This window comes from Streptomyces sp. NPDC048018 (assembly GCF_043202995.1).
Lineage (GTDB): Bacteria > Actinomycetota > Actinomycetes > Streptomycetales > Streptomycetaceae > Streptomyces.
On the sequence record NZ_JBIDBK010000001.1, the window covers coordinates 857,738 to 878,055 of the forward strand.

Here is a 20,318-nt window from a genome sequence, read left to right on the forward strand (position 1 = left end):
TCGGGGGCGCCGAGTTCCGTTCCTCTGTGGTGGGCCCACGCCCGGACCCGTTCCGGATTGCGGAATGCGCCACCCTCACCGATGCTCACCATGTTCCGGGCGACCGGGTCCGACGTCTCGCCGGTCACGGCGCCGCCGAAGGTCATGTGCCCACGAGCGCCGGGCTTCTCCATCCGCCGGGCGACCCCGCGTACGGGCGGGATGTCGGGGCGGGATGTCGGGTTCGTCCGCCGGCGTGTCCATGGGGCCGCTGCTGAAGAGCCACACGGCCCGGTGCCGGAGATGTTCGGCGTTACGCCGCGCACACCGGCGGGTCTTGCCGGTCCAGTGCCCGGCGTAAAGAGCCCCGCCGAGGACGACTCCGTCGTAGCCGCTGACGTCGGTGACGGTGTCGGCCGGCGGGACGGCGGTGTCGAAGCCGTCGTCCCGGAGCGTCTGGCCGATCCCTCCGCGATTCCGGCGGTCGCTCCGGCCTTGCTGCCGCAGGCGACCAGGACACGCTCGGCGTTCATGATTCCGCGTCCCCGGCCGGCCTGGTGATCCGCTTCACGGGAATCGTCCGCGCGGTCTTCGTCCGCTCCTCGTCGGGCATCGGGATGCGGACGGTGAGGATGCCGTCCGCGTACGACGCCTCGACGTCGTCGGCCGGGATCGTGCCGGGAAGACGCACGGTCCTGCGGAACGACCCGTAGCGGAACTCCGAGTGCTCCTTGTCCTCCTTGCTCTCGCTGTGCTCCGCGCTCACGGTGATGAGGTTCTCGTCGACGGTGATCGTGATGTCGTCCGAGTCCATCCCCGGCAGCTCGGCCCGCAGCACATACGTGCCGTCACTGCTGGACACCTCTACCGGGATGGAGTGGGCGGCGGTGGCGGGGCGCCATCCGGGCAACCCGGGGAACTCCCGGCCGAACCAGGTGTCGAAGTCGGGGAAGAGGCTGTGCCTGCGTTCCACGTGGTGTCCGGTCATCGCTCTGCTCCTCGTGTACGGGGCCCGGCAAGGCGCCGTGGACCCGAGTCGGTGCGGACGGGCGGCGGATCGGGTCAGGAGCCCGGTCCGACTCCGTAACCCCATCGTCCGCCCGCGAGGCCACGTGGCGCAGTTCCAAGCGGGTTGTTCGACGGGGCCGAACGGGCCCCACCGGGAAGGACCGACTGGCCCAAGGTGCGCCACGTCGCCCGTGCGATCAGCGACATATCTCCTCGACGAAGTGACCCACCCGTTCCTCCGGCAGGTGGCGCGCCAGGTCCGCCTCGCTGATCATCCCGACCAGGCGATGGGCGTCGATCACAGGGACGCGACGGACCCGATGGTCCTGCATGGTGCGCAGGACCTGCTCGCTGTCGGCGTCCGCGTCGACCGTGATCGGCTTGCCCTGGGCGAGGAGTCCGGCCGTCATGTGGTGGGGGTCCTTGCCTTTGGCCAGGCACTTCACCACGATGTCACGGTCGGTGATGATGCCGTGCAGCCGGTTGTCCGGTCCGCAGATGGGCAGCGCGCCGACGTCCAGTTCGCTCATGAGGCGTGCCGCGTCCATCAGGCTCTCGTTCTCCTGCACGCAGCTCGCACCGGTGTGCATGATTTCCCTTGCGGTCGTCATGGCTGCGTCCTCCTTTCTTGCCCCCCTGCTCCCGCGCGCATGCGCAGGGCGCTCTGATGCGCGAGCGCGTCGTACCGGTGCCCGTCGTGGACCGGAGGCACGGCGACGACGAGCCGGAGGACCCGGCCGCCTCGTACGGCCTCGTACGGCCTCGTCGGCGGCCCAGACGAGAGCGGGCATCGACGGTTCCCGAGGGTCGACCCCGAGCAGAATCTCTTTCACGTCTCCTCGAACCGGCTGGCGAAGGCGGGTGGGACGATCATCACCGGGCAGTGGGCGTGGTGGAGCAGGACGTGGGCGACCCGCCCCAGGGAGGGGCCCGCGCCGAGAGCGCGGTGTTCGCGGCCCATCACGAGCAGATCGGTGTGGGCGGTCGCCTCCACCAGTATCCCGGGCGTGCTCGTGGCCGTCTCGACGTGATGGCTCACGATCAGCTGTGGATAGAACTCGCGCACGAGGTCGGCGAGCGCCTTGGTCTCGCGCACACGTTGCCGTGCGATCTCGTCGAGGTCGTCCAGCATGGTCGCGACGCTGCCGACGTGGGTGAGCACGTTCCAGACGCTCACCAGCCGCAATGCCGCCTTGCGGGCATCCGCCTCGGCAGCCGCGACGAGCAGCCAGCCAAGGTCCGAGGCGCCGTGCACGGCCGCTGTCACCGAACCTGACGCGGGACGGTCGCCGTCACCGCGCACCACGATCACGGGCACGTCGGAGCGGGCCGCGACACCCAGACCGACCGATCCGAGCATGAGGGCCGAGAATCCGCCCAGCCCGCGGCTGCCCACCACGATCGTTCCCCGGTCACCGGCGGCCGATCGAAGGCTCGCGACCGGCTCCTGACGGCTCAGTTCCTTGGTGATCTTGAGGTCCGGAAAGTCCTCCTGGATCGCGTTCACGGTCTCCGTCAGAAGGTCGCGGCCGGCCTCTCGCACCGCCTGGAGCGTTTCGGCGTTCGCGTAGAGGGCCCGGCGGTCCGTGTCGGCGGCATGCACGAGGTGCAGGTGCCGCTCTCTGCGGTCCGCCTCCGCCGCGGCCCACAGCGCGGCCGTACGGCCGGAGGGCGACCCGTCGACTCCCACGACGACGTTGCCGAACTCCGGCCGGGTGGGGGTCTCGCTGCTCATGGTTCCTCCTCGGGGTACGCCCGAAGCTCGGGAACGCGTGCCGAAGGACGACACCTCCCACGCTGACATCGTGCCGGGCTCCTCGGGATGGGCCGTTCGGCCCCCATCGAGACCTGCCCGGCCCTGATGCCGGGAGGGACGTGGCGCCAACCTGGACGGTGAGATGCCCCGTTCGATCCGAACCCGAGACGGGGCGGGCGGGGCGGAATGGACCCGATGAGGGAGGCATGCCATGACAGCCCAGGTCACCGTCGGTCTGGACGGCTCCGACGAAAGCCTCGCCGCCGCCCGTTGGGCCGCGGCGCAAGCGGTGCTGCGCGAAGTGCCCCTCAGGTTGGTGCACGTGGAGGAATGGCCGAGCATGCCGGAAGTACCCGTGGCGTACGCCCGCACACTCGCCCACGACGAGCAGACCGAGAGGCTGATGCGCGAGGCGACGGACCGAGCGCGGGAGGAACATCCCGACCTCGAGGTCGTCACGGAGCATGCGCAAGGCCGGGCAGCCGAAGAACTGACGGCCGCCGCGAACGAGGCGGATCTGATGGTCCTCGGTTCGCGCGGACTCGGCGGCGTCCGCGGCTTCCTCGTCGGATCGGTCTCCCTCGCCGTCGTCGGCGCGGCCCGGCAGCCGGTCGTCCTCGTACGGGGCGAGGACAGCCGGACAGCTCCCGAAGGCGGGATCGTGGTGGGCGTCGACACCTCCCACCCGTGTGACACGCTGCTCGCGTTCTCGTTCGCAGAAGCCGCCCGCAGGAACACGCCGTTGCGGTTCCTGCACAGCTGGACGCTCCCCGCTTCGTACGGCCACGCGGCTGTCGTAGACCCCGGGATCGGTGAGGAACTGGGCGGCCACCTCCTCAGGGGGCTGGACGACCTCCTGGAACCGTGGCGGAAGCGGTACGCGGGCGTGAAGGTGGAGGCCAGGGCTGTGGTGGGCTCGCCCGCGTACCAGCTGGTCGAGACGGCTCGGACCGCCCAACTCGTCATCGTGGGACGCCGGAACCGGAAAATACCTCTCGGCCCGCATCTGGGCCATGTCGCGCACGCGGTCATCCACCACAGCCCCGCACCGGTCGCCGTCGTCCCCTGCTGAGGCTCGGCTTGCTGAGGCCCGGCCCGGGGCACGGCGCTCAGGGACACGGCCGGGCCCGCCGCAGCGGAGGCAAGCACCGCCCGGTACTCGGAGATCACTCAGGGGACGGACCGAAGTCCACAGGCCCGGACGGCGTGCCGGGCGCTCCCGGTACGACGATGCGCCGTCCGGTCACCCTCCGCGGTGAGAGCACCACCACGGTGTCGCGTCCGTCTCCCGCCCACGGTGCCGAGTGGACACCGTCCCTGATCCTCCGTGTCTCACTCTCCTCCGACACCGTGTGTGCCGGACCCACCAGGAGCACGCTCCAGCCCTGGCTGAAGGCTTCGTCCATGCGGTCCTCCTCGAAGGCGACCTCCACGCCGGACGCCGAGGCACGCGCGAGGGACGAGTCCGGAGCCGTCATGAAGACGATGCCGCTGTCGACGACCTGGTAGTTCACGGGGAACACCATGATCCCGTCCCTCCCTTCGACGGCGATCCGTCCGACGCCGTGGCCGTCGAGGAGCTCCCAGCATTCGGCCTCGCCGATCTCCTCCATGCGCGCCCGGTATCCGGCACGGGCCCCACCCGGAGCGACGTCGGCCGCATACCCGGTCAGATCCTGGACCGTGGTCTCCAGGGCGTTCGCGAGCCGGACCAGGAACTCGATCCCCGGGGCGGGTACCTGCTCCTCCACGTAGGCGATGTATCCGGGAGTGGAGCCTGCCCGTTCGGCCACGTCCTCACGGGACAGGCCGAGTCGGGCGCGTCTGGATGCGACGCGGCGGCCGAGGTCACTCGCGGCGTGCGGGGTACGCGGGTCACCAGCCGTGTTCATCACCGGTCTCCTTCCGTTGCCTCCGGACCCCGCTGAGGAACGACGGCGACCGGGCACGAGGCGTGGTGCAGGGCGCGGTGGGCGATCCTGCCGAGTTCCAGGCCGACGAGTCCGTCGCGGCGGCGGGCCCCGACGACCAGCAGGTCGGCGGCGGCGGACCGCTCGGTCAACACTTTGTGCGCCGGTCCTTCGAAGGTGGTCCTGCGCAGGCGGACCCGTGGATACCCGGAGGCGGCGGCCGCGAGAACCCTGTCGAGGAGTCCGGCGGACCGTTCGGCGAGATGGGCTTCGACGTCGCCGGTGAGCAGCGGGGGGGTCGACCGGTTCGTGGGCCGGCCGTCGCCAGGCGTGGACGGCGTCCAGTTCCGCGTCCCGGACCGCCGCCTCCCGGAAGGCGAACCGCACGGCCGGCGAGTCCACATGGACGATCCTCAGCGGAAGCGCGTGCCGTACCGCCTCGTCGACCGCCCAGCCCAGGGCCGTGAGACTGGCGTCGGACCCGTCGACTCCAACCACCAGGGGCGATTCCATGGTGCCCACCGCCTTCCGGAAGGTGTGGTGGCCTGCTGCCACGGTCGCACCGCGCCGACGTGGCGGGTCAGGGCTCGGACGTGCCCCGTTCGACGGTCGTCGTCCCCGGCGGGCGGCGAACCGGCCCTGCGCCCAACCAGGGCCGTGCCCCGCGTGGTGGACGGCGCGGCTGCGTTCACGACCGTGCAGTGGGACCAGGGCCGCTCAGCGACCTTCGCCCTTCCTGACATGCGAAGGAAAGTGCTGGACCCGCGCGTCCGGGCCCGGGAACACCAGAGTGACCCGGCCCGTGTCCGACCACCGGACGTCGAAGGGCGGAGTGCCGTCCTCGTGGTGCAGCCCGACGATCTCACCGTCGCGCCCCTCGTCCCCGACCGTGGAACCTCCCACGATGAGCCGGTCGCCGACGCGGGCCCAGAGCCCGGCGCGAAGCCTCTCCTGACCTTGTCGTGCTTCGGTCGCGGTCATGGTTCTCGCCTCCCGGCCCGCGCCCGGCCCCGGTACTCCCGAGACCGGCGCGCTCTCGTCATCCACCGTGCGTCCCGATGGGCGGACCGCCATAGGGGCCAAGAGTCCCGAATGGGGACCATTCGGCACTGCCCCGGCGGTGTTTCACGCAGCAGGGTGATATCTATCGGGGCCGTCGCGCCCCGTGAAGGAGGACCGTCATGCAGCACCGCACGGTTTTCGAGGTGATGACCCACGACGTGGTCACCGCCGCCCCAGAGACCCCGTTCAAGGAGATCGCCCGTCTCTTCGCCGAGAACGACGTCTCGGCGGTCCCCGTCGTCGACGCCGACCGTCGCCTGCTCGGCGTGGTCTCGGAGGCCGACCTGCTGCGGGCCACCGCCGAACTTCCCGACCTGGAGGGCCGCTGGGCGGGCGTCGGACTACTGTCTCGCGAGGGAGGGCTCTCCGATGCGGAGACGGCTGCCGAGCTGATGTCCTCGCCGGCCGTCACGGCGCAGGCGAACTGGAACCTCGTCGAGACGGCTCGGACGATGCAGCAGAAGGAAGTGAAACGGCTTCCCGTGGCCGATGAGACCGGTCGGCTGGTCGGGATCGTCAGCCGCAGCGACCTGCTCAGGCCGTTCCTGCGCAGTGACGATGCGATCCGCGACGAGATCGAGCACGACGTCCTGTACGACACGCTTCGCCTCGCCCCTGACACGGTCCGGGTGACCGTCGACGACGGAGTCGTCAAGCTGACCGGCCGGGTCGACGAACGCGCCGACATCCGCGTGATCGTGCGGCTGTGCCGCTCGGTCGACGGAGTCGTCGCCCTGCACGAATCGATCGAGTACGCCAACGACAACCTCGTCCTCGACGGGGAGGCACGGCGATGAACGCCCTGTGTGTGGAACCCGTCGTCCCTGACTGCGACAGTGCCCGGGCCACGTTCTCCCTCGACCGTTGGGGCGGCTCGGCCGCCCGACTGGTGGGCGGGGCACATGCGTCCGCGCGGGGAAGGAGAGGGTGATGCGTCATCGCACGATCGGCGAGCTGATGACCCGGGAGGTGGTGAGTCTCCACGGCGACACCCCCTTCAAGGAGATCGCCCGCACGCTCTCACAGCACCAGGTGACCGCTGTTCCCGTGGTGGACGGAGGTGGCCGGGTGCTCGGGGTGGTGTCGGAAGGGGACCTGCTGCGCAAGACCGCCGACCAGGCCGCCACACCTGGCGACCTGCCGGCCGTTCCGGACCTTGAGGCGTGGGAGCGGGCGAAGGCCCAGGGCACGCGCGCCGAGGAACTGATGTCCGCGCCCGCCGTGTGCGCCCGGCCCGACTGGACGGTGGCGGAGGCGGCCCGGCTGATGGAGGTGCAAGGGGTCAAACGGCTCGTCGTCGTCGACGACGAGGACCGGATGGTGGGCATCGTGAGCCGTCGCGACCTCGTGGGCATCTTCCTCCGCCAGGACGACGAGATCCGCCGGGAGATCGTCGAGGACGTGCTCGGTCACACGCTCCGCCTCGGACCGACCGCCCTCGCCGTCGAGGTCCACGACGGACGGGTGGAGCTCAGCGGCAGACTGCCCTTCCGGGGCATGATCCCGGCGATCGAGCGCATGTGCGCGACGGTCGACGGCGTCGTCTCGGTCTCCAGCACCCGTCTTACGTACGACATCGACGACACCGAACGAGGAGGTGGACGATCATGACGCGGAACGTCCTGGTCGGCCTGGACGGCACGGAACAAGCACGCGCCGCCGCGGAGTGGGCGGCGGAGGAGGCGCTGCTGCGCGGCACGGGCCTGGAGCTGGTGCACGCGAGCGAGCCCGTGCCGGAATCCGTTCTGCCCTTCGTGGCGGGGGAGGACGAGGAGGCGTGGGCCCAGGAGATGGTGACACGCACCGCGACCGACCTGGGCCGGCGCCATCCCGGCCTCTCGGTGACCACGCGACTGCTGGCCGAGGGACCGGTACCGGGTCTTGTCGCCGCGGCCCGGGAGAGCGATCTCCTGGTCCTCGGCTCGCGGGCGCTGGGCAGCGTGGCCGGATACCTGCTCGGTTCGGTCGGTCTGACGATCGCCGGTGCCGTGGAGCAGCCGGTCGTCCTGGTACGGGCCGCCGGCACGGCACTCACGCCACGCGGACCGGTGGTGGTGGGGGCCGACGCGCGACAGCCCGTCGACGCGGTGCTGGGCTTCGCCTTCGAGGAAGCCGCGCGCCGGCACAGCCAGGTGCTCGTCGTCTATGTGCAGCAACTTCCGCTGCACGCGGGGATGGGGCCCGCCATGGTTCCGGATTTCAGGCTCTCCCTGGTTCCGGAGATCAGAACTTCGCTGGAGGGCCTGCTGGACCCCTGGCGGGCGAAGTACCCCGACGTCGAGGCAACAGCCCGCGCGGCGGTGGGATCAGCAGGGCCCGAACTGGTGGCGGCCGCCAGGAAGGCTTCGCTGGTGGTGGTGGGTCGGCGCACGCGGCATTCGGCGCTGGGCGCTCATATCGGCAGCGTGGCCCACGCGGTACTGCACCACAGCCCGGCGCCTGTGGCCCTCGTGCCACACGACTGAGCTCCTGGCGGGTCTCTGTCGCCGCCGGTTCAGGCGTCGGCCCCTGCGGGCCGCAGCCGTACCGCCGTGACCTTGTACTCCGGACACGAGGTCACGGTGTCGGCGTGCTCGGAGGTGAGCGAGTTGACGCCGCTGGCCGGGAAGTGGAACGCGCAGAAGACCTCCCCGCGAGCGAGTTCCGCCCCGAAGCGGGCGACGAGGCGCGCCAGTCCGCCCGGCGCAGGGGCCAGCCGTCCTCGACCACGCAGCGGGCCAGGCGCAGGCGTCCGGGTCTCGGTCAGGGGTGCATTACGGTGGGGCATGAGGGCCTTCTGATCGTTCGGTGGAGATGGCGCAATCCACGCCGAACCCGGAAGGCCCTCACCCGTTCAAGATCCCCCAGCCGAGACCTGCATCACCCGTCCACAACCTCCCGGGACAGAACACCTAGGCTTCGCCACCTGAGGTGCCGTCGTCGTCACGCCGCGCCGGCAACCTCACGGTGAAGCGGGTGTGGCCGGGTCGACTGCTGACCGTCGCCCGGCCGTCGTGGGCGCGGGTCACGGCGTCCACGATGGCGAGGCCGAGCCCGGTCGAGCCCATCGCGCGGGAGCGTGAGGAGTCGCCCCGGGTGAACCGGTGGAAGACGCCGGACAGCAGCTCGGCGGGGATGCCGGGACCGTCGTCCGTGACGGTGAGGATCACCCTCTCTGCGTCGACAGCGAGGCCGACGACGACTCGGGTACCGGCCGGGGTGTGCCGGCCGGCGTTCGCGAGGAGGTTGCCGAGGACCTGGTGGAGGCGGTCGCCGTCGCCGGTGACGTGGACGGGTTCCTCGGGAAGGTCCAGCTCCCACAGGTGTCCGGGGTGCCGAGCGGTCGCGTCCGCCACGCTGTCGAGGACCACGTGGGTCAGGTCCACGGCGTCCCGGCGCAGGCTACGTCCCGCGTCCAGCCGGGCGAGCAGCAGCAGTTCGTCCACCAAAAGGCTCATGCGGCGGGACTCGGCATCGATGCGTTCGAGCGCGTGCCGGACCTCGTCGGGCACGGTGTCCCCGTGATGGCGCAGGGCGAGTTCGGCGCGGGCCCGCACCGTGGACACGGGAGTGCGCAGCTCGTGTCCGGCATCGGCGGCGAAGGTGCGCAGCCGTTCCTCGACGACGTGGCGGCGGTCCAGGGCGTCGCCGACATGGCCGAGCATCCGGTTGAACGCACCGGTGAGCCGGCCCACCTCGGTGTCTGGCCGGGTGCCGGGCAGCGGCGGCGGCATGGCGACCTGCCCCGCAGCGAGCGGAAGTCGGGTCACCTCGTCGGCGGTCACGGCCAGGCGTTCGAGGGAGCGCAGAGAGAACCGGGTCCAGACCGCGGTGATCACCCCGGCCGCGGTGAGGACGATCGCGAACACGACCGTCTCCACGACCGCGAGCCTCTCCACCGTCTCCTCGACGGGGTGCAGGGGCAGTCCCGACAGCAGGACGTCGCCGTCGTCGCCGCTCCAGGCGGCGACACGGTACGTCCCCAGGGACGCGAGGCGCACGGTACGGGGCCGCGCATCTGCGGGCACGGCGGCAAGCGCCCGCGCGTCATCGGCGGTCAATGGCACCGTGACGTCGCTGGTGCCGCGCACCACGGCGGCCTGTGCGATCCGGCCCCGCAGCAGCCGGGCGCCGAGAGTCCCGTCGGCCTGCCCCCGGGTGTCACCCCGGCCGTCGGCGTCGGGCCGGTCCTCGTGTTCGAGGCTGACGGCGAACCGACCGCCGCTCGCCACGATCTGCTGGTCGAGACGGTTGACCAGGAAGCTGCGCAGGGCGAGCACGGTGACCAGGCCGACGATGCCGCAGGCGAGGGCGAGAAGCACGACGAGCCCCGTGGTCAGCCGGGCTCGAAGGGAGTGCGGCAGGCTGGGGCGTACGCGCCGTCCACGGGCGCGTGACGGGCGCTGCGGGGTCATCGGCGCTCGGGGCGCAGCACGTAGCCGACGCCGCGCACGGTGTGGATGAGCGGCGGGCGGCCGGCGTCGATCTTCTTGCGGAGGTAACTGATGTAGAGCTCGACGACGTGGGCGCGGCCGCCGAAGTCGTACCGCCAGACGTGGTCCAGGATCTGCCGCTTGGACAGCACGCGGTGCGGATTGCGCATGAGGTAGCGCAGCAGCTCGAACTCGGTGCGGGAGAGGTCGACGGGGACGCCGCCGCGGGCGACCTCGTAGCCCTCCTCGTCCATGACGAGGTCGGCGAGGACAAGCCGAGGTCCACCGCCCTGTGCGGCCTCCGCGAGCCCGGCCCGGCGCAGCAGCCCCCGGAGCCGGGCCAGTACCTCCTCGAGGCTGAACGGCTTGGTGACGTAGTCGTCGGCGCCGGCCGTGATCCCGGCGATCCGGTCCTCGACGGCGTCGCGCGCCGTGAGAAAGAGGACGCACAAGGTGGGACGGGCGGCGCGCAGTCGGGCCAGCACGTGCGGGCCGTCGTGGTCCGGCAGCATCCAGTCCAGGACCACCGCGTCCGGGCCGAAGTCCTCGGCGGCCGCGGTCGCCTCGGCGGCCGTTCCCGCGGTGCGCACCTCCCAGCCTTCGGCGCGCAGGGCTGCGGCCAGCACCTCGGTGAGATCCTGCTCGTCGTCGACGACCAGCACCCTGGGCCGGGTGCCGTCGGGGCGCAGCACCTCGGTACGCGGCGATGGGTTCATGGTCCTTCCAGGATGCCGGACGGCGCGGGGCCGGCGGCCCGCTCTCACCTCTGAGTCTCCTCTGAACTGATTCTCACCGTCCGGCCGTGCCCCGTCGGGTCCGGCGCTGGTCCTGGGCCGGCGGACCGCTCCGTACGGGGTCTGGTTCAGAGGCTTCTCACAGGATCACGGACCACAGTGGGCGAGGCCCTGGCGCCCTGCCGGGCCACGGGATCGAAGGCGAGGGAGAGATGAGCACGGAAGTCGCAGGGACGGTGCGGCCGGGAGGCCGGCGTCGCGCCGGCCGGGCCGCCCCCGGGTCCGCGACCGTCGCGGTGATTGCGGTCCAGGCGGTGATCTGGGCCGGTGCCACGGCGGTGCTCGCCCTGTGGTGGGTGGACACCGCCTCGGTGGTGGGGCCTGCGGGCTGGTTCACCGGCGCGGGCCGGATCACCGGCCTGCTCGCGGGGTACGCCTGCGCGGTGCTGGTCGTCCTCATGGCACGGGTGCCGCTCCTGGACCGCACGCTGGGCACCGACCGGATGACGCGCTGGCACGCGGCGGCGGGCCGCTACACCATCGGGCTGACACTGGCCCACGCGGTGCTGATCGTCGAAGGCTACGCACTCACCGGCCGGACGGATCCGGTCACCGAGGGAGTCCGGGTGGTCCTGCACTACCCGGACATGCTCAAGACGACGGCCGCGTTGCTGCTCCTGCTGCTCACGGCGGTGGTCTCGGCGCGTGCCGCACGCCGCCGGTTGAGCCACGAGACCTGGTACTACCTGCACCTCCTCACGTACGCGGCGGTCTTCCTCGCCTTCGGGCACCAGATCACGAACGGTGCGGACTTCGACCGGCCGGCCGTGCGAGCCGCCTGGTACGTGCTGTACGCGGGGGCCGCCGCGCTGATCGTCTGGTTCCGGATGCTCACGCCGGTGCGGCTTTCGCGGCGACACGGACTGCGGGTCGCGGGCATCCGGCGGGAAGCCCCCGACGTGGTGTCGGTGCTGGTCACCGGCGATCGCATGAATGAACTCACCGTCCGGCCCGGGCAGTTCTTCCGCTGGCGGTTCCTGGCACCGGGGCTGTGGTGGACCGCGTCGCCGTACTCGGTGTCCGCCGTCCCCGACGGACGCAGCCTGCGCATCACCGTGAAGGCACTGGGCGGCCACAGCGCGGCGCTCGCCACTGTCCGTCCCGGCACCCGGGTGTGGGCCGAGGGCCCGTACGGCGCCCTCACCCCGGACCGCGCGGCGGGACGGCCCGCGCTGCTGCTCGCAGCCGGGGTGGGCATCACCCCGCTGCGGGTGCTGTTCGAGACGCTGCCGAGGGACCCGGTGCTGATCCACTGGGCACGACGGCCCGAGGATCTGGTGCTCCGCCACGAGATCGACGCGATCGCGGCCCACCGAGGCGCGCGCGCCCACTACTCCGTGAGCCACCCGACGGGCTACCGCCTGCCGCTGGACGCCGCCACGCTGCGCGGCCTCGTCCCGGACGTGGCGGGGCGCGCCTGCTTCCTGTGCGGGCCGCCCGGCTGGACCGCGGCGGCGGAGGCGGCGCTGCGCGAGGCGGGGGTGCCCGCCCACCGGATCCACTCCGAATCGTTCACGTGGTGAACCTGCCGGGGTCGACCCGAAACACACCCCGCCCACCGGCCCTGAGGAGGCCCCCATGCGCCGTCTTCTGCTCTCCACCGCGGTCACCGTGGCCGGAGTGTGCTCCCTGCTCGCCCTGAAACCGCACCAGCCGGCCGGCGCCTCGGCGGAGGCCGGGGTGCCCGGTTCCGTCGGCACGACACCGGGCACCCCGGCCTCCGGCACGTACACCGGGGACGTCGTCGACACCCGGTACGGACCGGTGCAGGTGCGCGTCACGATCGCCGACGGACGGCTCACCGACGTCACAGCGGTCCGGATGCCGTCGGAGAACGAACGCGACCGGGAGATCGCCGGCTACGCGGTGCCGACGCTCACCGGCGAAGCCCTGACCGCGCAGAGCGCCCACATCGACACGGTGTCGGGTGCCACGTACACGAGCGAGGGCTACATCCAATCGCTGCAGAGCGCGCTTGACCAGGCCCATGGATGACCGGACCGCGCCCGGGACGGCCCCTTGGCGGCACGCCGAACCAGTGATGGGCACCGTGGTCTCCTTCGCCCTGCGCCACCGGCGGACGCCGGAGCTGCGGACCGCGCTGGGCAAGGCCGTGGCGCTGCTGCACGAGGTCGACCGGGAGTTCTCCCCGTTTCTGCCGGACAGCGCCGTGAGCCGACTGCGACGGGGCGAGTCGGGCCGGGCGGACACCACTCCCGCCGTACGGCGCGTGCTGGAGCTGTGCGACCTCGCGCACAGCCGTACCCGGGGCGCCTTCGACGCCTGGGCGGACGGCCGGCCCGATCCGTGCGGTCTGGTGAAGGGCTGGGCCGCCGAGCGGGCCTGGCGGGTGCTGCGGGAGGCGGGCGCCACCGACGTGTGCGTGAACGCGGGCGGCGACGTGCGGGTCGGCGGCGCCCCGGGACCCGGGGGCACCTGGCGCATCGGGATCGCCGACCCCCGGGTGTCGGGGCGGCTGCTGGCGGTGGTGGCGGGGCGAGACGTCGCGGTCGCCACCTCGGGCACGACCGAGCGCGGCGCGCACATCATCGACCCGCGCACCCTGAGCCCGGCCACAGGGCTGCTGGGGGCGACCGTGACGGGCCCGGAACTGCTGTGGGCCGACGTCTACGCGACGGCGGCGATGGTCCTGGGGGCTCGCGAGGCCCATCGGTGGATCACCGCTTTGCCGGGGTACGCCCTCCTCACCGTCGCTGCGGACGGGGAAGTCCGGGCGTCCTCGGACTTCCCCCTCGCCCCGCTTGGGTAGGGGCTGGGCGTCACCACGAGACCCGACCGAAGGATTTCCGACGGCCCCTCAATGCCTGTCGTCCGCCCCCGGACGGATGCGTCGGGACATCATGTTGTCCTCGGCCCACGCTGCGCCGACCGTCAGCGGCACGACGACCGGGTCGCCCGCATGGCGAGGCGGTCGCCGTCCGAACAGTGAGGTGAAGACCATGCCGTACGACCGCACCGTCAAGGTCGCCGGAACCTTCGACGAGACGGTGGAGGCCGTCCGCCGCGCCCTCGCCGACCAGGGCTTCGGCATCCTGACCGAGATCGACGTCCAGGCCACTCTCAAGGCGAAACTCGGCCACGACATGGAGCCGTACCTGATCCTCGGAGCGTGCAACCCCCCACTCGCCCGTCAGGCCCTGGACGCCGACCGCTCGATCGGGCTGCTGCTGCCCTGCAACGTCGTGGTCCGCACCGACGGCGACCAGGTGACCGTCCAGGCGATCGACCCCGCCACCATGGTCACCCTCACCGGCGTCGACGCCATGGCCCCCGTCGCCGACGAGGCGGCACGACGCCTCGACACCGCACTCGCCAACGTCGCAGAAGGCAGTACGTGAGCTGTCGGGCTGCCGTACTGGTCGTGGAGCATGACCGGGGCATCGCAGAGTCCTTGGGCGCGGTCTGCGACAAGCCGGATACAAGGCCGCGAGTGTGGGGACCGGGCGGGCGGCCCTGGCAGCGTTCACGCCCGATGTCGTCCTGCTGGAGCTGGGGCATCCGGACATCGACGGTGCGGCGGTGTGCCGGTGGGTGCGGGAGCGTTCAGACGACGAGATCATCGCCGTGACAGCGCGGGGTGAGGAGGCGGACCGGGTGGTGGCCCTGGACGAGGGTGCCGATGACTACCTGGTCAAGCCGTTCGGTCCTGCCGAGTGCTGTGGACGCCAACGCCGTCAGCACGGCGGCGATCGTGCTGGGCGAACGGGCGCCGGACTGGCTGCTCAGCAGCGCCCTGCCGGCCCGGCTGACCTCCCTCGACGGCAGGATCGTACGCCTCGGCGGCTGGCCGTCCGACTCGCACGCGCCCGCACCGCCCCGCTCGCGGAAGCCGGACCCCGGAGGCGCGCGATGACGACTCCCCTGGCACTGACCGGCAGCCCTCCCTGGTACGCGAGCCGTGCGGGCGGCACCCTCGCCCTGTCCTCCTCACCGCCACCGTGGGCATGTCGCCGGGCGCCTGACGGCCGCCGTGGCCGCGACCGCCGTACCCGTGGTGCTCACCGCGTTCCTCACCGCCGGGCCACTCCAGCCGGGCTGGTCGTAGCGCGCCGCCCTGACACCTGTGGTCCTTATTTGGGTGCCGCACCCGGTGCGGGCGGGCTGGTCGCTCTGCCCCGGGAGGCCTGCGGCCTGTCCGAGGCGGCGCACATGCTTGCGTACCTCGCCGCCACCCGGACGGCGCCCGAGGCGGGCGCCCACCGCTCGCGTCAGGCCCTTTTCAGCAGGCTCAAGGATCGCGACGCACCCGACGTGCTGGGCCTTCCGCACCACCAGGCGTCGGGTCCGCCACCCGAAGCCCTCTCCCCCGCACCGTCCCGGTGCGCCGATCCGACGCGTACGGACGGTGCGACGTCAGCTCAGCTCCTCTGGAAGAACTCCACCTCCGCCAGTGCGAGATGGCTTTCCGGGGCCAGGCCGACGGGAGAACGGAGCGTCAGACGAACCGTCTTCACGTCGCTGATCCCGGTCTGGATCGTCTGCGGGCCCGCCTTGTCTCTCAGCGTGAGTTCCCTGACCTGACGCGTGCCGTCCGCCGCCGTCACCTCCATGTCGATCTGCAGGGCACGCCCCTGACGGGCGTACTCCTCGGGAGACTTGGACGCGCCGTTGGTAATGATCAGGTCGACCATCCGGAACGGCTTGCGGAACGTGTACGTCACCGAGGCACCCGCTCCGGGGGCCGCCCAGTACTTGTTGTTGATGCCGTCCGTGGTGTTCGTCACGGGGTGCCCGGCAAGCTCGCCGCTCCCCTCGGTCCTCTCGGGCGTGATGGCCGTGGCCTTGCCCAGCTTGTCCCGGGTGTCCTCGATCAGGTTCCGGCCTGCGGGCATCAGGAAGAACCCGGCGGCGCACAGCGCGAGCACGGCCAGGAGGATCACGACGAAACGTGTGCTCTTCCCCGAACCCGCCCGCACCCGGCGCCGGAACGGCCACACGGTACGCCACCACGGCAACGGCGCAGCCTTCGGCGCGGGTCGCAACTCCGCTGCGCAGCGCCGGCAGAAGCGCCGGTCCGGCCGGTTGGGCGCGCCGCACGCCGGGCAGGGGAATCCGCTCCCCTCGTCCTCCACCGCTGCCGGGCGCACGACCGGACGCGGGGCCACGGCCTTCGCCGGGAGCACGGGCAGGATCGGGTCGCCGGCGGGCGCGGGGCCGACGGGCGTGCGCGGGCCGATCGGAGAGGAGGGGCGCCGGGGCGGCACGGCAGGAGCGCTCGGCCGACGGGGGGCCGTCGCCGGACCCGAGCCCGTGTCCGAGCCGGGTCGCGTCCCCGGGTCGGCAGCCGGGGCAGGATCGGGCGTGCGAGCCGGGCCGGATGGGGGAGCCGCCTCGGACGCCGGAGCCGGGCCGGTGGGGCGCACGGTGCCCTCGGGGCCGGACGGCGAGGCGTCCGGGGTTCCCTCGTCCACGGGCTGGTTCGCCCTGGCCCGGGTGATCCGGTTCTGGGCCACCTGGCTGAGGGCCGCCCGGGTCCTGTTGACCGCTCGGGCACGGGCCGACTCGGTGACGGACGCCGGGGTCTCCGGTTGCGGGATGTCTGGAGCCGGTGGGCGCGGAGCCGGGAGGTCCGGTATGGCGACGTCCGGTGCGGAGGCTTGCGGTGCCGGGGCGTCCGGTGCCGGGGCGTCCGGTGCCGGGGGGCTGGTCGACGCGGCCACGGCAGGCGGGTCCGCGGGCGCCGGGGTGCCGCCCCGGACGGCCGGGCCCGCGCCGTCGGCCCCTCCCGCGGTCCCCGGCTCGAGGGCGCGGGTCGTCACCGTCGGCGCGGGCGCGGTCACCGGGGCCGTCCGGGACGGGGAGGAAGAGGCTTCGCCCGCTCCCCCGGACGACGCCCTCCCGCCCGGCGGTACGGCGTCCTCGCCCGGCTCCGTACCTCCCCTCGTCGTGGGGCGCGCGGGCTCGTTCGACCAGCCCAGGTACGCGCCGCAGTTGCCGCAGAAGTCGTCGGCGGGGTCGTTGGCGGCCCCGCACGCAGGACACGCGCGCATGCGTCAGTTCCCTTCCTCGGCGGGCGGGCCGGTGAGGACCTCCACCCGGAACGCCACGTGGACCGGGCACATCGCCCGTACGACGTCGTGGACCCGGTCCACGTCCACCCGCCCGGCCCGCGCGCCCTCGGGAGCGACCCGTACGAGCAGTTCGGCGTCGGGCTCCGGCGGGAGGTCGGAGCCCGCGGTGTCGGACCAGACCGCGTCGCCGTCGCCGACGATCTCGGTGCGCACGTCCAGGGCGAGCCGCAGGGCCTCGGCCAGCCCCCGCTTCGTACCGCGCCACCGGTGCAGTTCCACCGCGCGCGCGACGGCCTCGCGGCGCAGTTCCATGGGTCGGCGCGGATCGTCGGCGGCGCCGACCCAGGACGCCAGCCACACCAGGAAGTCCGGCGGCGCCAGCCGGGGGTCGAGGTAGGAGGGCAGGTTGTCGAGGGTGGAGAAGACCGGGGCGAGGACCGTGTCGAGACCGGCGGTGAGGCGCTGTGCGAGGTCGTCGTCGGCGTAGAGGGCGGGCAGCTGCTCCCCGATGGGGTGTCGGCTGGGCAGCCCGGGGATCGCGGCGCGGCTCATCGTTCCTCCCCTTCCCGGGGGGACACGACCACCTGGTGCTGGTAGGAGAAGACCAGGGCGCCGGGACCGACGTCGATGCGGTCCGCCGGGGCGCCGCGCCGGCCGGTGACCGGGTCGGCCGGGAAGAGCCGGATCTCCTCGACCAGCGCGTCGCCCGTGGCGCGCTGCAGGACACCGAAGACCTCGCCGTACTGGACGGGCCGTCCGAACGGCCATCCGGTACCGTCCGGACCGCCGGTCAGCGGGTTGAAGTGGCGGAACAGGGCGTCCAGGGCGGCGGTGCGGACCGCGTCCGTGTCGCCCGGGGCGGTGGACAGGCGGGCGACGACGGTGACTCCCTGGTAGACCGGCGGCTCCACCACGAGGCGGGTGCCGATCAGGCGCCGTTCGTCGAGACTCGCGGTGATCGCCGAGAGGACCTGCTCGCCAGGGATGAGCTGCTCGAAGCGGAGCCGGTCGTCGCCCTCGTCGGCGACGGCGTCCGGGACCACCAGCACCCGGACCGCGCCCGCCGTGTCGGCGGCCGGCAGGCAGCGAACCCGGCGCACCGAGGGCGCGGCCTGGCGGCTGATGATCTCGTAGTCCTCGGCGGTCACCGCGCGGTCCTGCATGCGCAGCGCCTCGGGGGCGCGCAGCCGGGCGTTGTGCACGCTCTCGCCCGCGACCCCGCCTCGCGCCGCCTCCCGGTTGCCGACCCGGGCGACGTACGGCACGGAGCTGAGCAGGACGGAGATCGCGCCCCGGGCGACGTTGCCCGCAGGGCCGCCGCCGGTGCGGTAGCGGGCGACCCGGATCCGCTCGCCCTTGGGCGGGACGGCCCCGCACTGCCGCAGGGTGCCGTCCGGCTCCCGCAGGGCCGGGGGGAACGCGAACTCGCCGGTGGTGGCGTCCACCCGGACGTGCAGGTCTGTGGGACGGGAGCGGCCGAAGTGCTCGACGACCTCCCAGCGCTGCCAGCCCTCCTCGGAGGACACCTCCACCACGGGCGGTCCGGCGTCGAGGAGGACGGGCGGCCGGCCGAGCCGGAAGGTCTGTCCGGCGACGCCCTCGGAGGTGCCGAGCGGCACGTCGGTGACCGTTTCCGCGTGCTCGGCGGACATGGTGCCGCCGACGGTGAAGACCTCCGCCTCGCGGACCGTCGGGGACTCGGAGTAGAACGGCTGGCCCGGTTCCGGCTCGGTGACCCGGCAGCGCAGCCAACCGGCCCGGGTCCCGCCGATCACGGACGCGACGTGTCCGGCGGGCACGTGCACGACGACCTCGCCGGGCCGGTTGAGGCCACCGGTGGTGTCGTCGCCGGTCTCGCAGGCCTCCCAGCCGCCGCCGTTCCACGCCTCCCACACGAGCGGGGGCTGGCGCGGGTCGACACCGACGCCTTCGACGCGGCTGTCGAGGCGTACGGCGACGATGCAGCGGGGTACGGCCGTGGGCAGCCCGAAGAGCAGCGCGTCGCCGGGTTCCGGCGTGGCCTGGAAGCAGGGGATGTCGAGGCCGTCGGCGAGCATGCCGGTCCTGTCGTGCTGCTCGCCGCTCCGCCACGCGGTCACCAGGCGGGTCAGCTCGCTGGGCAGGATGCGCAGTTCACCGGCGGTGGCGAAGACCACGGCGTCGTCGGTCTCACCGCCCGCGGTGGTCACCTCGGTGCCGGGCGGCAGCGTGACCGTGTCGGGCTGCGGGGCGGACAGCCAGAAGTCGACGTCGGCGGCCGCGGCCGTCGGCGGGAACAGCCGGATGCCGAGCAGGTCGAGGAAGGCGTGGTAGTTCTTGTCCGGCACCCGGTTGAGCCGGTAGAGCACCTGGTCCACCAGGTAGGCGAACGTCTCGATCAGGGTGACGCCCGGGTCGGACACGTTGTGGTCGGTCCACTCCGGGGCACGCTGCTGCACGTACCGCTTCGCCTCGTCGACGAGCTGCTGGAACCGGCGGTCGTCCAGGTTCGGGGAGGGCAGGGCCATCAGTCAGCGCCCGCTTCCTCGGCCCCCTCCTCGGAGGGGATCGTGTAGAAGGGAAAGACCAGGTTGCGCCGGTCGTTGGTGGAACGCAGGGTGTAGTGCACGTCGATGTAGAGGGTGCCGTCCTCGACCGCGTCGAAGGCGACGGCCACGTCGTCCACGGTGATCCGCGGTTCCCATCGCTCCAGCGCCTCCCGCACCTGCCGCGCGACGCGGCCGGCGGTGGCGCCGTCGCCGGGGGCGAAGACGTACTCGTGGATGCCGCAGCCGAACTCGGGGCGCATGGGGCGCTCGCCGGGCGCGGTGCCGAGGACCAGGCGGATGGCCTCCTCGATCTCCCGCTCCCGTTCGACGAGGGCGATGCCTCCGGTCGGTCCGACGCGCAGGGGGAATCCCCAGCCCCGGCCGATGAACCGTTCGCTCATCGGCCGTCCTCCGGGAAGCCGTGCGCGGCGGCCGGTCTCGTGCCCTCCCGGGACCCGTGCGCGGGATCGCGGGCCGGCCGCCGCTCGGCGCCCGCCATCACACGCCCCCGATCAGCACGTTGGGCGCCCCGGTGAGGATCATCGCGCCGCAGGCCGTCCTGTCGCGGGCTCGCGCGGCCGGGAGACCGCCGATGAGGACCTGCCGGCCGGCGAGCCCGGCCGGGTTCGGCAGGATCACGTTGGCCGGTCCGGTGGCGGCGTGCGGCGGCACCACGCAGGTGTGCAGGCTGCCGGTGACGGCGGCGGGACGGCCGCCGATGAGCACGGTCGCCACCGCCCTCGCGACGGCGGGCGGCGGGGTGGCAACGACCCCGCCGTGGTCGGTGGGGTCGCCGGTACGGGCGGCGGCGGGCATGCGGAGCTCCTTTCACGAGCT

The 20,318-nt window shown here is 72.8% G+C and carries 23 protein-coding genes and 2 pseudogenes; 10 read left to right on the plus strand and 15 right to left on the minus strand.

The genetic code is table 11. The features are described 5' to 3' along the window. Nucleotides 1-508: 508 nt before the first annotated feature. From ACGF1Z_RS03900 to ACGF1Z_RS03910, 3 genes are all read right to left on the minus strand, one after another. Nucleotides 509-967: an Hsp20/alpha crystallin family protein gene (locus ACGF1Z_RS03900; RefSeq protein ID WP_392999568.1), complete on the minus strand. Its 459-nt coding sequence runs from the start codon at nt 965-967 to the stop codon at nt 509-511. A 217-nt stretch (nt 968-1,184) separates the two neighbouring features. Further along, on the minus strand, nt 1,185-1,598 hold the full coding sequence (locus tag ACGF1Z_RS03905) for a CBS domain-containing protein (protein WP_392999570.1): 414 nt from the start codon (nt 1,596-1,598) through the stop codon (nt 1,185-1,187). 218 nt (nt 1,599-1,816) lie between these two features. Further along, nucleotides 1,817-2,722 carry a universal stress protein gene (locus ACGF1Z_RS03910; RefSeq protein WP_392999572.1) on the minus strand — a complete coding sequence of 302 codons (906 nt, stop codon included), beginning with the start codon at nt 2,720-2,722 and terminating at the stop codon, nt 1,817-1,819. A gap of 232 nt (nt 2,723-2,954) precedes the next feature. Between ACGF1Z_RS03910 and ACGF1Z_RS03915 the strand changes: the two genes are divergently transcribed. Continuing rightward, a complete protein-coding gene (locus tag ACGF1Z_RS03915) occupies nt 2,955-3,815 on the plus strand; it encodes a universal stress protein (protein ID WP_392999574.1) in 861 nt (286 codons plus the stop codon). A 94-nt stretch (nt 3,816-3,909) separates the two neighbouring features. Here the strand turns inward: ACGF1Z_RS03915 and ACGF1Z_RS03920 are convergent, their stop codons facing one another. The 4 genes and pseudogenes from ACGF1Z_RS03920 to ACGF1Z_RS03935 all read right to left on the minus strand — a co-directional run bounded on the left by ACGF1Z_RS03920 (nt 3,910) and on the right by ACGF1Z_RS03935 (nt 5,634). After that, a complete protein-coding gene (locus tag ACGF1Z_RS03920; protein ID WP_393000304.1) occupies nt 3,910-4,635 on the minus strand; it encodes a helix-turn-helix domain-containing protein in 726 nt (241 codons plus the stop codon). Continuing rightward, complete coding sequence (locus ACGF1Z_RS03925) at nt 4,635-5,057, minus strand: universal stress protein (RefSeq protein WP_392999576.1); 423 nt, start codon at nt 5,055-5,057, stop codon at nt 4,635-4,637. The genes ACGF1Z_RS03920 and ACGF1Z_RS03925 overlap by 1 nt, the downstream gene beginning before the upstream one ends. 37 nt (nt 5,058-5,094) lie before the next feature. After that, nucleotides 5,095-5,166, minus strand: a pseudogene (locus ACGF1Z_RS03930) (hypothetical protein); the annotation flags it as partial. Between the two features lie 204 nt (nt 5,167-5,370). Next, nucleotides 5,371-5,634: a DUF1918 domain-containing protein gene (locus ACGF1Z_RS03935; protein ID WP_392999578.1), complete on the minus strand. Its 264-nt coding sequence runs from the start codon at nt 5,632-5,634 to the stop codon at nt 5,371-5,373. A gap of 200 nt (nt 5,635-5,834) precedes the next feature. Here ACGF1Z_RS03935 and ACGF1Z_RS03940 point away from each other — a divergent pair, with 200 nt between their 5' ends. From ACGF1Z_RS03940 to ACGF1Z_RS03950, 3 genes are all read left to right on the plus strand, one after another. Further along, complete coding sequence (locus tag ACGF1Z_RS03940; RefSeq protein WP_392999580.1) at nt 5,835-6,512, plus strand: CBS domain-containing protein; 678 nt, start codon at nt 5,835-5,837, stop codon at nt 6,510-6,512. A 133-nt stretch (nt 6,513-6,645) separates the two neighbouring features. Then, entirely contained in the window at nt 6,646-7,326 is a 681-nt protein-coding gene (locus tag ACGF1Z_RS03945) for a CBS domain-containing protein (protein ID WP_392999582.1), read from the plus strand. Next, nucleotides 7,323-8,180, plus strand: a complete 858-nt coding sequence (locus ACGF1Z_RS03950; protein ID WP_392999584.1) for a universal stress protein — start codon at nt 7,323-7,325, stop codon at nt 8,178-8,180. The genes ACGF1Z_RS03945 and ACGF1Z_RS03950 overlap by 4 nt, the downstream gene beginning before the upstream one ends. 29 nt (nt 8,181-8,209) lie before the next feature. Here ACGF1Z_RS03950 and ACGF1Z_RS03955 read toward each other — a convergent pair whose 3' ends face one another. From ACGF1Z_RS03955 to ACGF1Z_RS03965, 3 genes are all read right to left on the minus strand, one after another. Beyond that, nucleotides 8,210-8,428, minus strand: a complete 219-nt coding sequence (locus ACGF1Z_RS03955) for a molybdopterin dinucleotide binding domain-containing protein (protein WP_393000306.1) — start codon at nt 8,426-8,428, stop codon at nt 8,210-8,212. A 178-nt stretch (nt 8,429-8,606) separates the two neighbouring features. Further along, complete coding sequence (locus ACGF1Z_RS03960) at nt 8,607-10,109, minus strand: sensor histidine kinase (protein WP_392999586.1); 1,503 nt, start codon at nt 10,107-10,109, stop codon at nt 8,607-8,609. Continuing rightward, on the minus strand, nt 10,106-10,843 hold the full coding sequence (locus ACGF1Z_RS03965; RefSeq protein WP_392999588.1) for a response regulator transcription factor: 738 nt from the start codon (nt 10,841-10,843) through the stop codon (nt 10,106-10,108). The genes ACGF1Z_RS03960 and ACGF1Z_RS03965 overlap by 4 nt, the downstream gene beginning before the upstream one ends. A gap of 230 nt (nt 10,844-11,073) precedes the next feature. On the opposite strand from ACGF1Z_RS03965, the gene ACGF1Z_RS03970 reads away from it, so the two are divergent. The 6 genes and pseudogenes from ACGF1Z_RS03970 to ACGF1Z_RS03995 all read left to right on the plus strand — a co-directional run bounded on the left by ACGF1Z_RS03970 (nt 11,074) and on the right by ACGF1Z_RS03995 (nt 14,795). Then, nucleotides 11,074-12,444 (plus strand): ferric reductase-like transmembrane domain-containing protein, encoded by a 1,371-nt coding sequence (locus ACGF1Z_RS03970; protein WP_392999590.1) that lies wholly within the window; start codon nt 11,074-11,076, stop codon nt 12,442-12,444. Between the two features lie 55 nt (nt 12,445-12,499). Then, nucleotides 12,500-12,916 (plus strand): FMN-binding protein, encoded by a 417-nt coding sequence (locus ACGF1Z_RS03975; protein ID WP_392999592.1) that lies wholly within the window; start codon nt 12,500-12,502, stop codon nt 12,914-12,916. Nucleotides 12,917-12,962: 46 nt separating this feature from the next. Next, a complete protein-coding gene (locus ACGF1Z_RS03980; protein WP_393000308.1) occupies nt 12,963-13,691 on the plus strand; it encodes an FAD:protein FMN transferase in 729 nt (242 codons plus the stop codon). 190 nt (nt 13,692-13,881) lie between these two features. Beyond that, a complete protein-coding gene (locus ACGF1Z_RS03985; RefSeq protein ID WP_392999594.1) occupies nt 13,882-14,280 on the plus strand; it encodes a DUF302 domain-containing protein in 399 nt (132 codons plus the stop codon). A 94-nt stretch (nt 14,281-14,374) separates the two neighbouring features. Beyond that, nucleotides 14,375-14,536: pseudogene (locus ACGF1Z_RS03990) on the plus strand (DNA-binding response regulator); the annotation flags it as partial. 25 nt (nt 14,537-14,561) lie between these two features. Then, complete coding sequence (locus ACGF1Z_RS03995; RefSeq protein WP_393000357.1) at nt 14,562-14,795, plus strand: hypothetical protein; 234 nt, start codon at nt 14,562-14,564, stop codon at nt 14,793-14,795. Nucleotides 14,796-15,300: 505 nt separating this feature from the next. Here the strand turns inward: ACGF1Z_RS03995 and ACGF1Z_RS04000 are convergent. From ACGF1Z_RS04000 to ACGF1Z_RS04020, 5 genes are all read right to left on the minus strand, one after another. Beyond that, complete coding sequence (locus ACGF1Z_RS04000; RefSeq protein ID WP_392999596.1) at nt 15,301-15,822, minus strand: NADase-type glycan-binding domain-containing protein; 522 nt, start codon at nt 15,820-15,822, stop codon at nt 15,301-15,303. 1,113 nt (nt 15,823-16,935) lie between these two features. Beyond that, nucleotides 16,936-17,505, minus strand: a complete 570-nt coding sequence (locus tag ACGF1Z_RS04005; protein ID WP_392999599.1) for a phage tail protein — start codon at nt 17,503-17,505, stop codon at nt 16,936-16,938. Continuing rightward, complete coding sequence (locus ACGF1Z_RS04010; protein WP_392999601.1) at nt 17,502-19,460, minus strand: putative baseplate assembly protein; 1,959 nt, start codon at nt 19,458-19,460, stop codon at nt 17,502-17,504. The genes ACGF1Z_RS04005 and ACGF1Z_RS04010 overlap by 4 nt, the downstream gene beginning before the upstream one ends. Further along, the gene (locus tag ACGF1Z_RS04015) at nt 19,460-19,882 is read right to left on the minus strand and encodes a GPW/gp25 family protein (protein ID WP_392999603.1); all 423 of its coding nucleotides are present in this window, start codon (nt 19,880-19,882) and stop codon (nt 19,460-19,462) included. Before ACGF1Z_RS04015 ends, ACGF1Z_RS04010 begins: the two co-directional genes overlap by 1 nt. Before the next feature lie 97 nt (nt 19,883-19,979). After that, complete coding sequence (locus ACGF1Z_RS04020; RefSeq protein ID WP_392205454.1) at nt 19,980-20,297, minus strand: PAAR domain-containing protein; 318 nt, start codon at nt 20,295-20,297, stop codon at nt 19,980-19,982. Between the last annotated feature and the right edge of the window lie 21 nt (nt 20,298-20,318).

What these genes read in the sequence shown, in the direction of transcription:
- ACGF1Z_RS03900 (WP_392999568.1), bottom strand. Translation starts at nt 967, where the DNA reads ATGACCGGACACCACGTGGAACGCAGGCACAGCCTCTTCCCCGACTTC.
- ACGF1Z_RS03905 (WP_392999570.1), bottom strand. Translation starts at nt 1,598, where the DNA reads ATGACGACCGCAAGGGAAATCATGCACACCGGTGCGAGCTGCGTGCAG.
- ACGF1Z_RS03910 (WP_392999572.1), bottom strand. Translation starts at nt 2,722, where the DNA reads ATGAGCAGCGAGACCCCCACCCGGCCGGAGTTCGGCAACGTCGTCGTG.
- ACGF1Z_RS03915 (WP_392999574.1), top strand. Translation starts at nt 2,955, where the DNA reads ATGACAGCCCAGGTCACCGTCGGTCTGGACGGCTCCGACGAAAGCCTC.
- ACGF1Z_RS03920 (WP_393000304.1), bottom strand. Translation starts at nt 4,635, where the DNA reads ATGAACACGGCTGGTGACCCGCGTACCCCGCACGCCGCGAGTGACCTC.
- ACGF1Z_RS03925 (WP_392999576.1), bottom strand. Translation starts at nt 5,057, where the DNA reads ATGTGGACTCGCCGGCCGTGCGGTTCGCCTTCCGGGAGGCGGCGGTCC.
- ACGF1Z_RS03935 (WP_392999578.1), bottom strand. Translation starts at nt 5,634, where the DNA reads ATGACCGCGACCGAAGCACGACAAGGTCAGGAGAGGCTTCGCGCCGGG.
- ACGF1Z_RS03940 (WP_392999580.1), top strand. Translation starts at nt 5,835, where the DNA reads ATGCAGCACCGCACGGTTTTCGAGGTGATGACCCACGACGTGGTCACC.
- ACGF1Z_RS03945 (WP_392999582.1), top strand. Translation starts at nt 6,646, where the DNA reads ATGCGTCATCGCACGATCGGCGAGCTGATGACCCGGGAGGTGGTGAGT.
- ACGF1Z_RS03950 (WP_392999584.1), top strand. Translation starts at nt 7,323, where the DNA reads ATGACGCGGAACGTCCTGGTCGGCCTGGACGGCACGGAACAAGCACGC.
- ACGF1Z_RS03960 (WP_392999586.1), bottom strand. Translation starts at nt 10,109, where the DNA reads ATGACCCCGCAGCGCCCGTCACGCGCCCGTGGACGGCGCGTACGCCCC.
- ACGF1Z_RS03965 (WP_392999588.1), bottom strand. Translation starts at nt 10,843, where the DNA reads ATGAACCCATCGCCGCGTACCGAGGTGCTGCGCCCCGACGGCACCCGG.
- ACGF1Z_RS03970 (WP_392999590.1), top strand. Translation starts at nt 11,074, where the DNA reads ATGAGCACGGAAGTCGCAGGGACGGTGCGGCCGGGAGGCCGGCGTCGC.
- ACGF1Z_RS03975 (WP_392999592.1), top strand. Translation starts at nt 12,500, where the DNA reads ATGCGCCGTCTTCTGCTCTCCACCGCGGTCACCGTGGCCGGAGTGTGC.
- ACGF1Z_RS03980 (WP_393000308.1), top strand. Translation starts at nt 12,963, where the DNA reads ATGGGCACCGTGGTCTCCTTCGCCCTGCGCCACCGGCGGACGCCGGAG.
- ACGF1Z_RS03985 (WP_392999594.1), top strand. Translation starts at nt 13,882, where the DNA reads ATGCCGTACGACCGCACCGTCAAGGTCGCCGGAACCTTCGACGAGACG.
- ACGF1Z_RS03995 (WP_393000357.1), top strand. Translation starts at nt 14,562, where the DNA reads ATGACTACCTGGTCAAGCCGTTCGGTCCTGCCGAGTGCTGTGGACGCC.
- ACGF1Z_RS04005 (WP_392999599.1), bottom strand. Translation starts at nt 17,505, where the DNA reads ATGAGCCGCGCCGCGATCCCCGGGCTGCCCAGCCGACACCCCATCGGG.
- ACGF1Z_RS04010 (WP_392999601.1), bottom strand. Translation starts at nt 19,460, where the DNA reads ATGGCCCTGCCCTCCCCGAACCTGGACGACCGCCGGTTCCAGCAGCTC.
- ACGF1Z_RS04015 (WP_392999603.1), bottom strand. Translation starts at nt 19,882, where the DNA reads ATGAGCGAACGGTTCATCGGCCGGGGCTGGGGATTCCCCCTGCGCGTC.
- ACGF1Z_RS04020 (WP_392205454.1), bottom strand. Translation starts at nt 20,297, where the DNA reads ATGCCCGCCGCCGCCCGTACCGGCGACCCCACCGACCACGGCGGGGTC.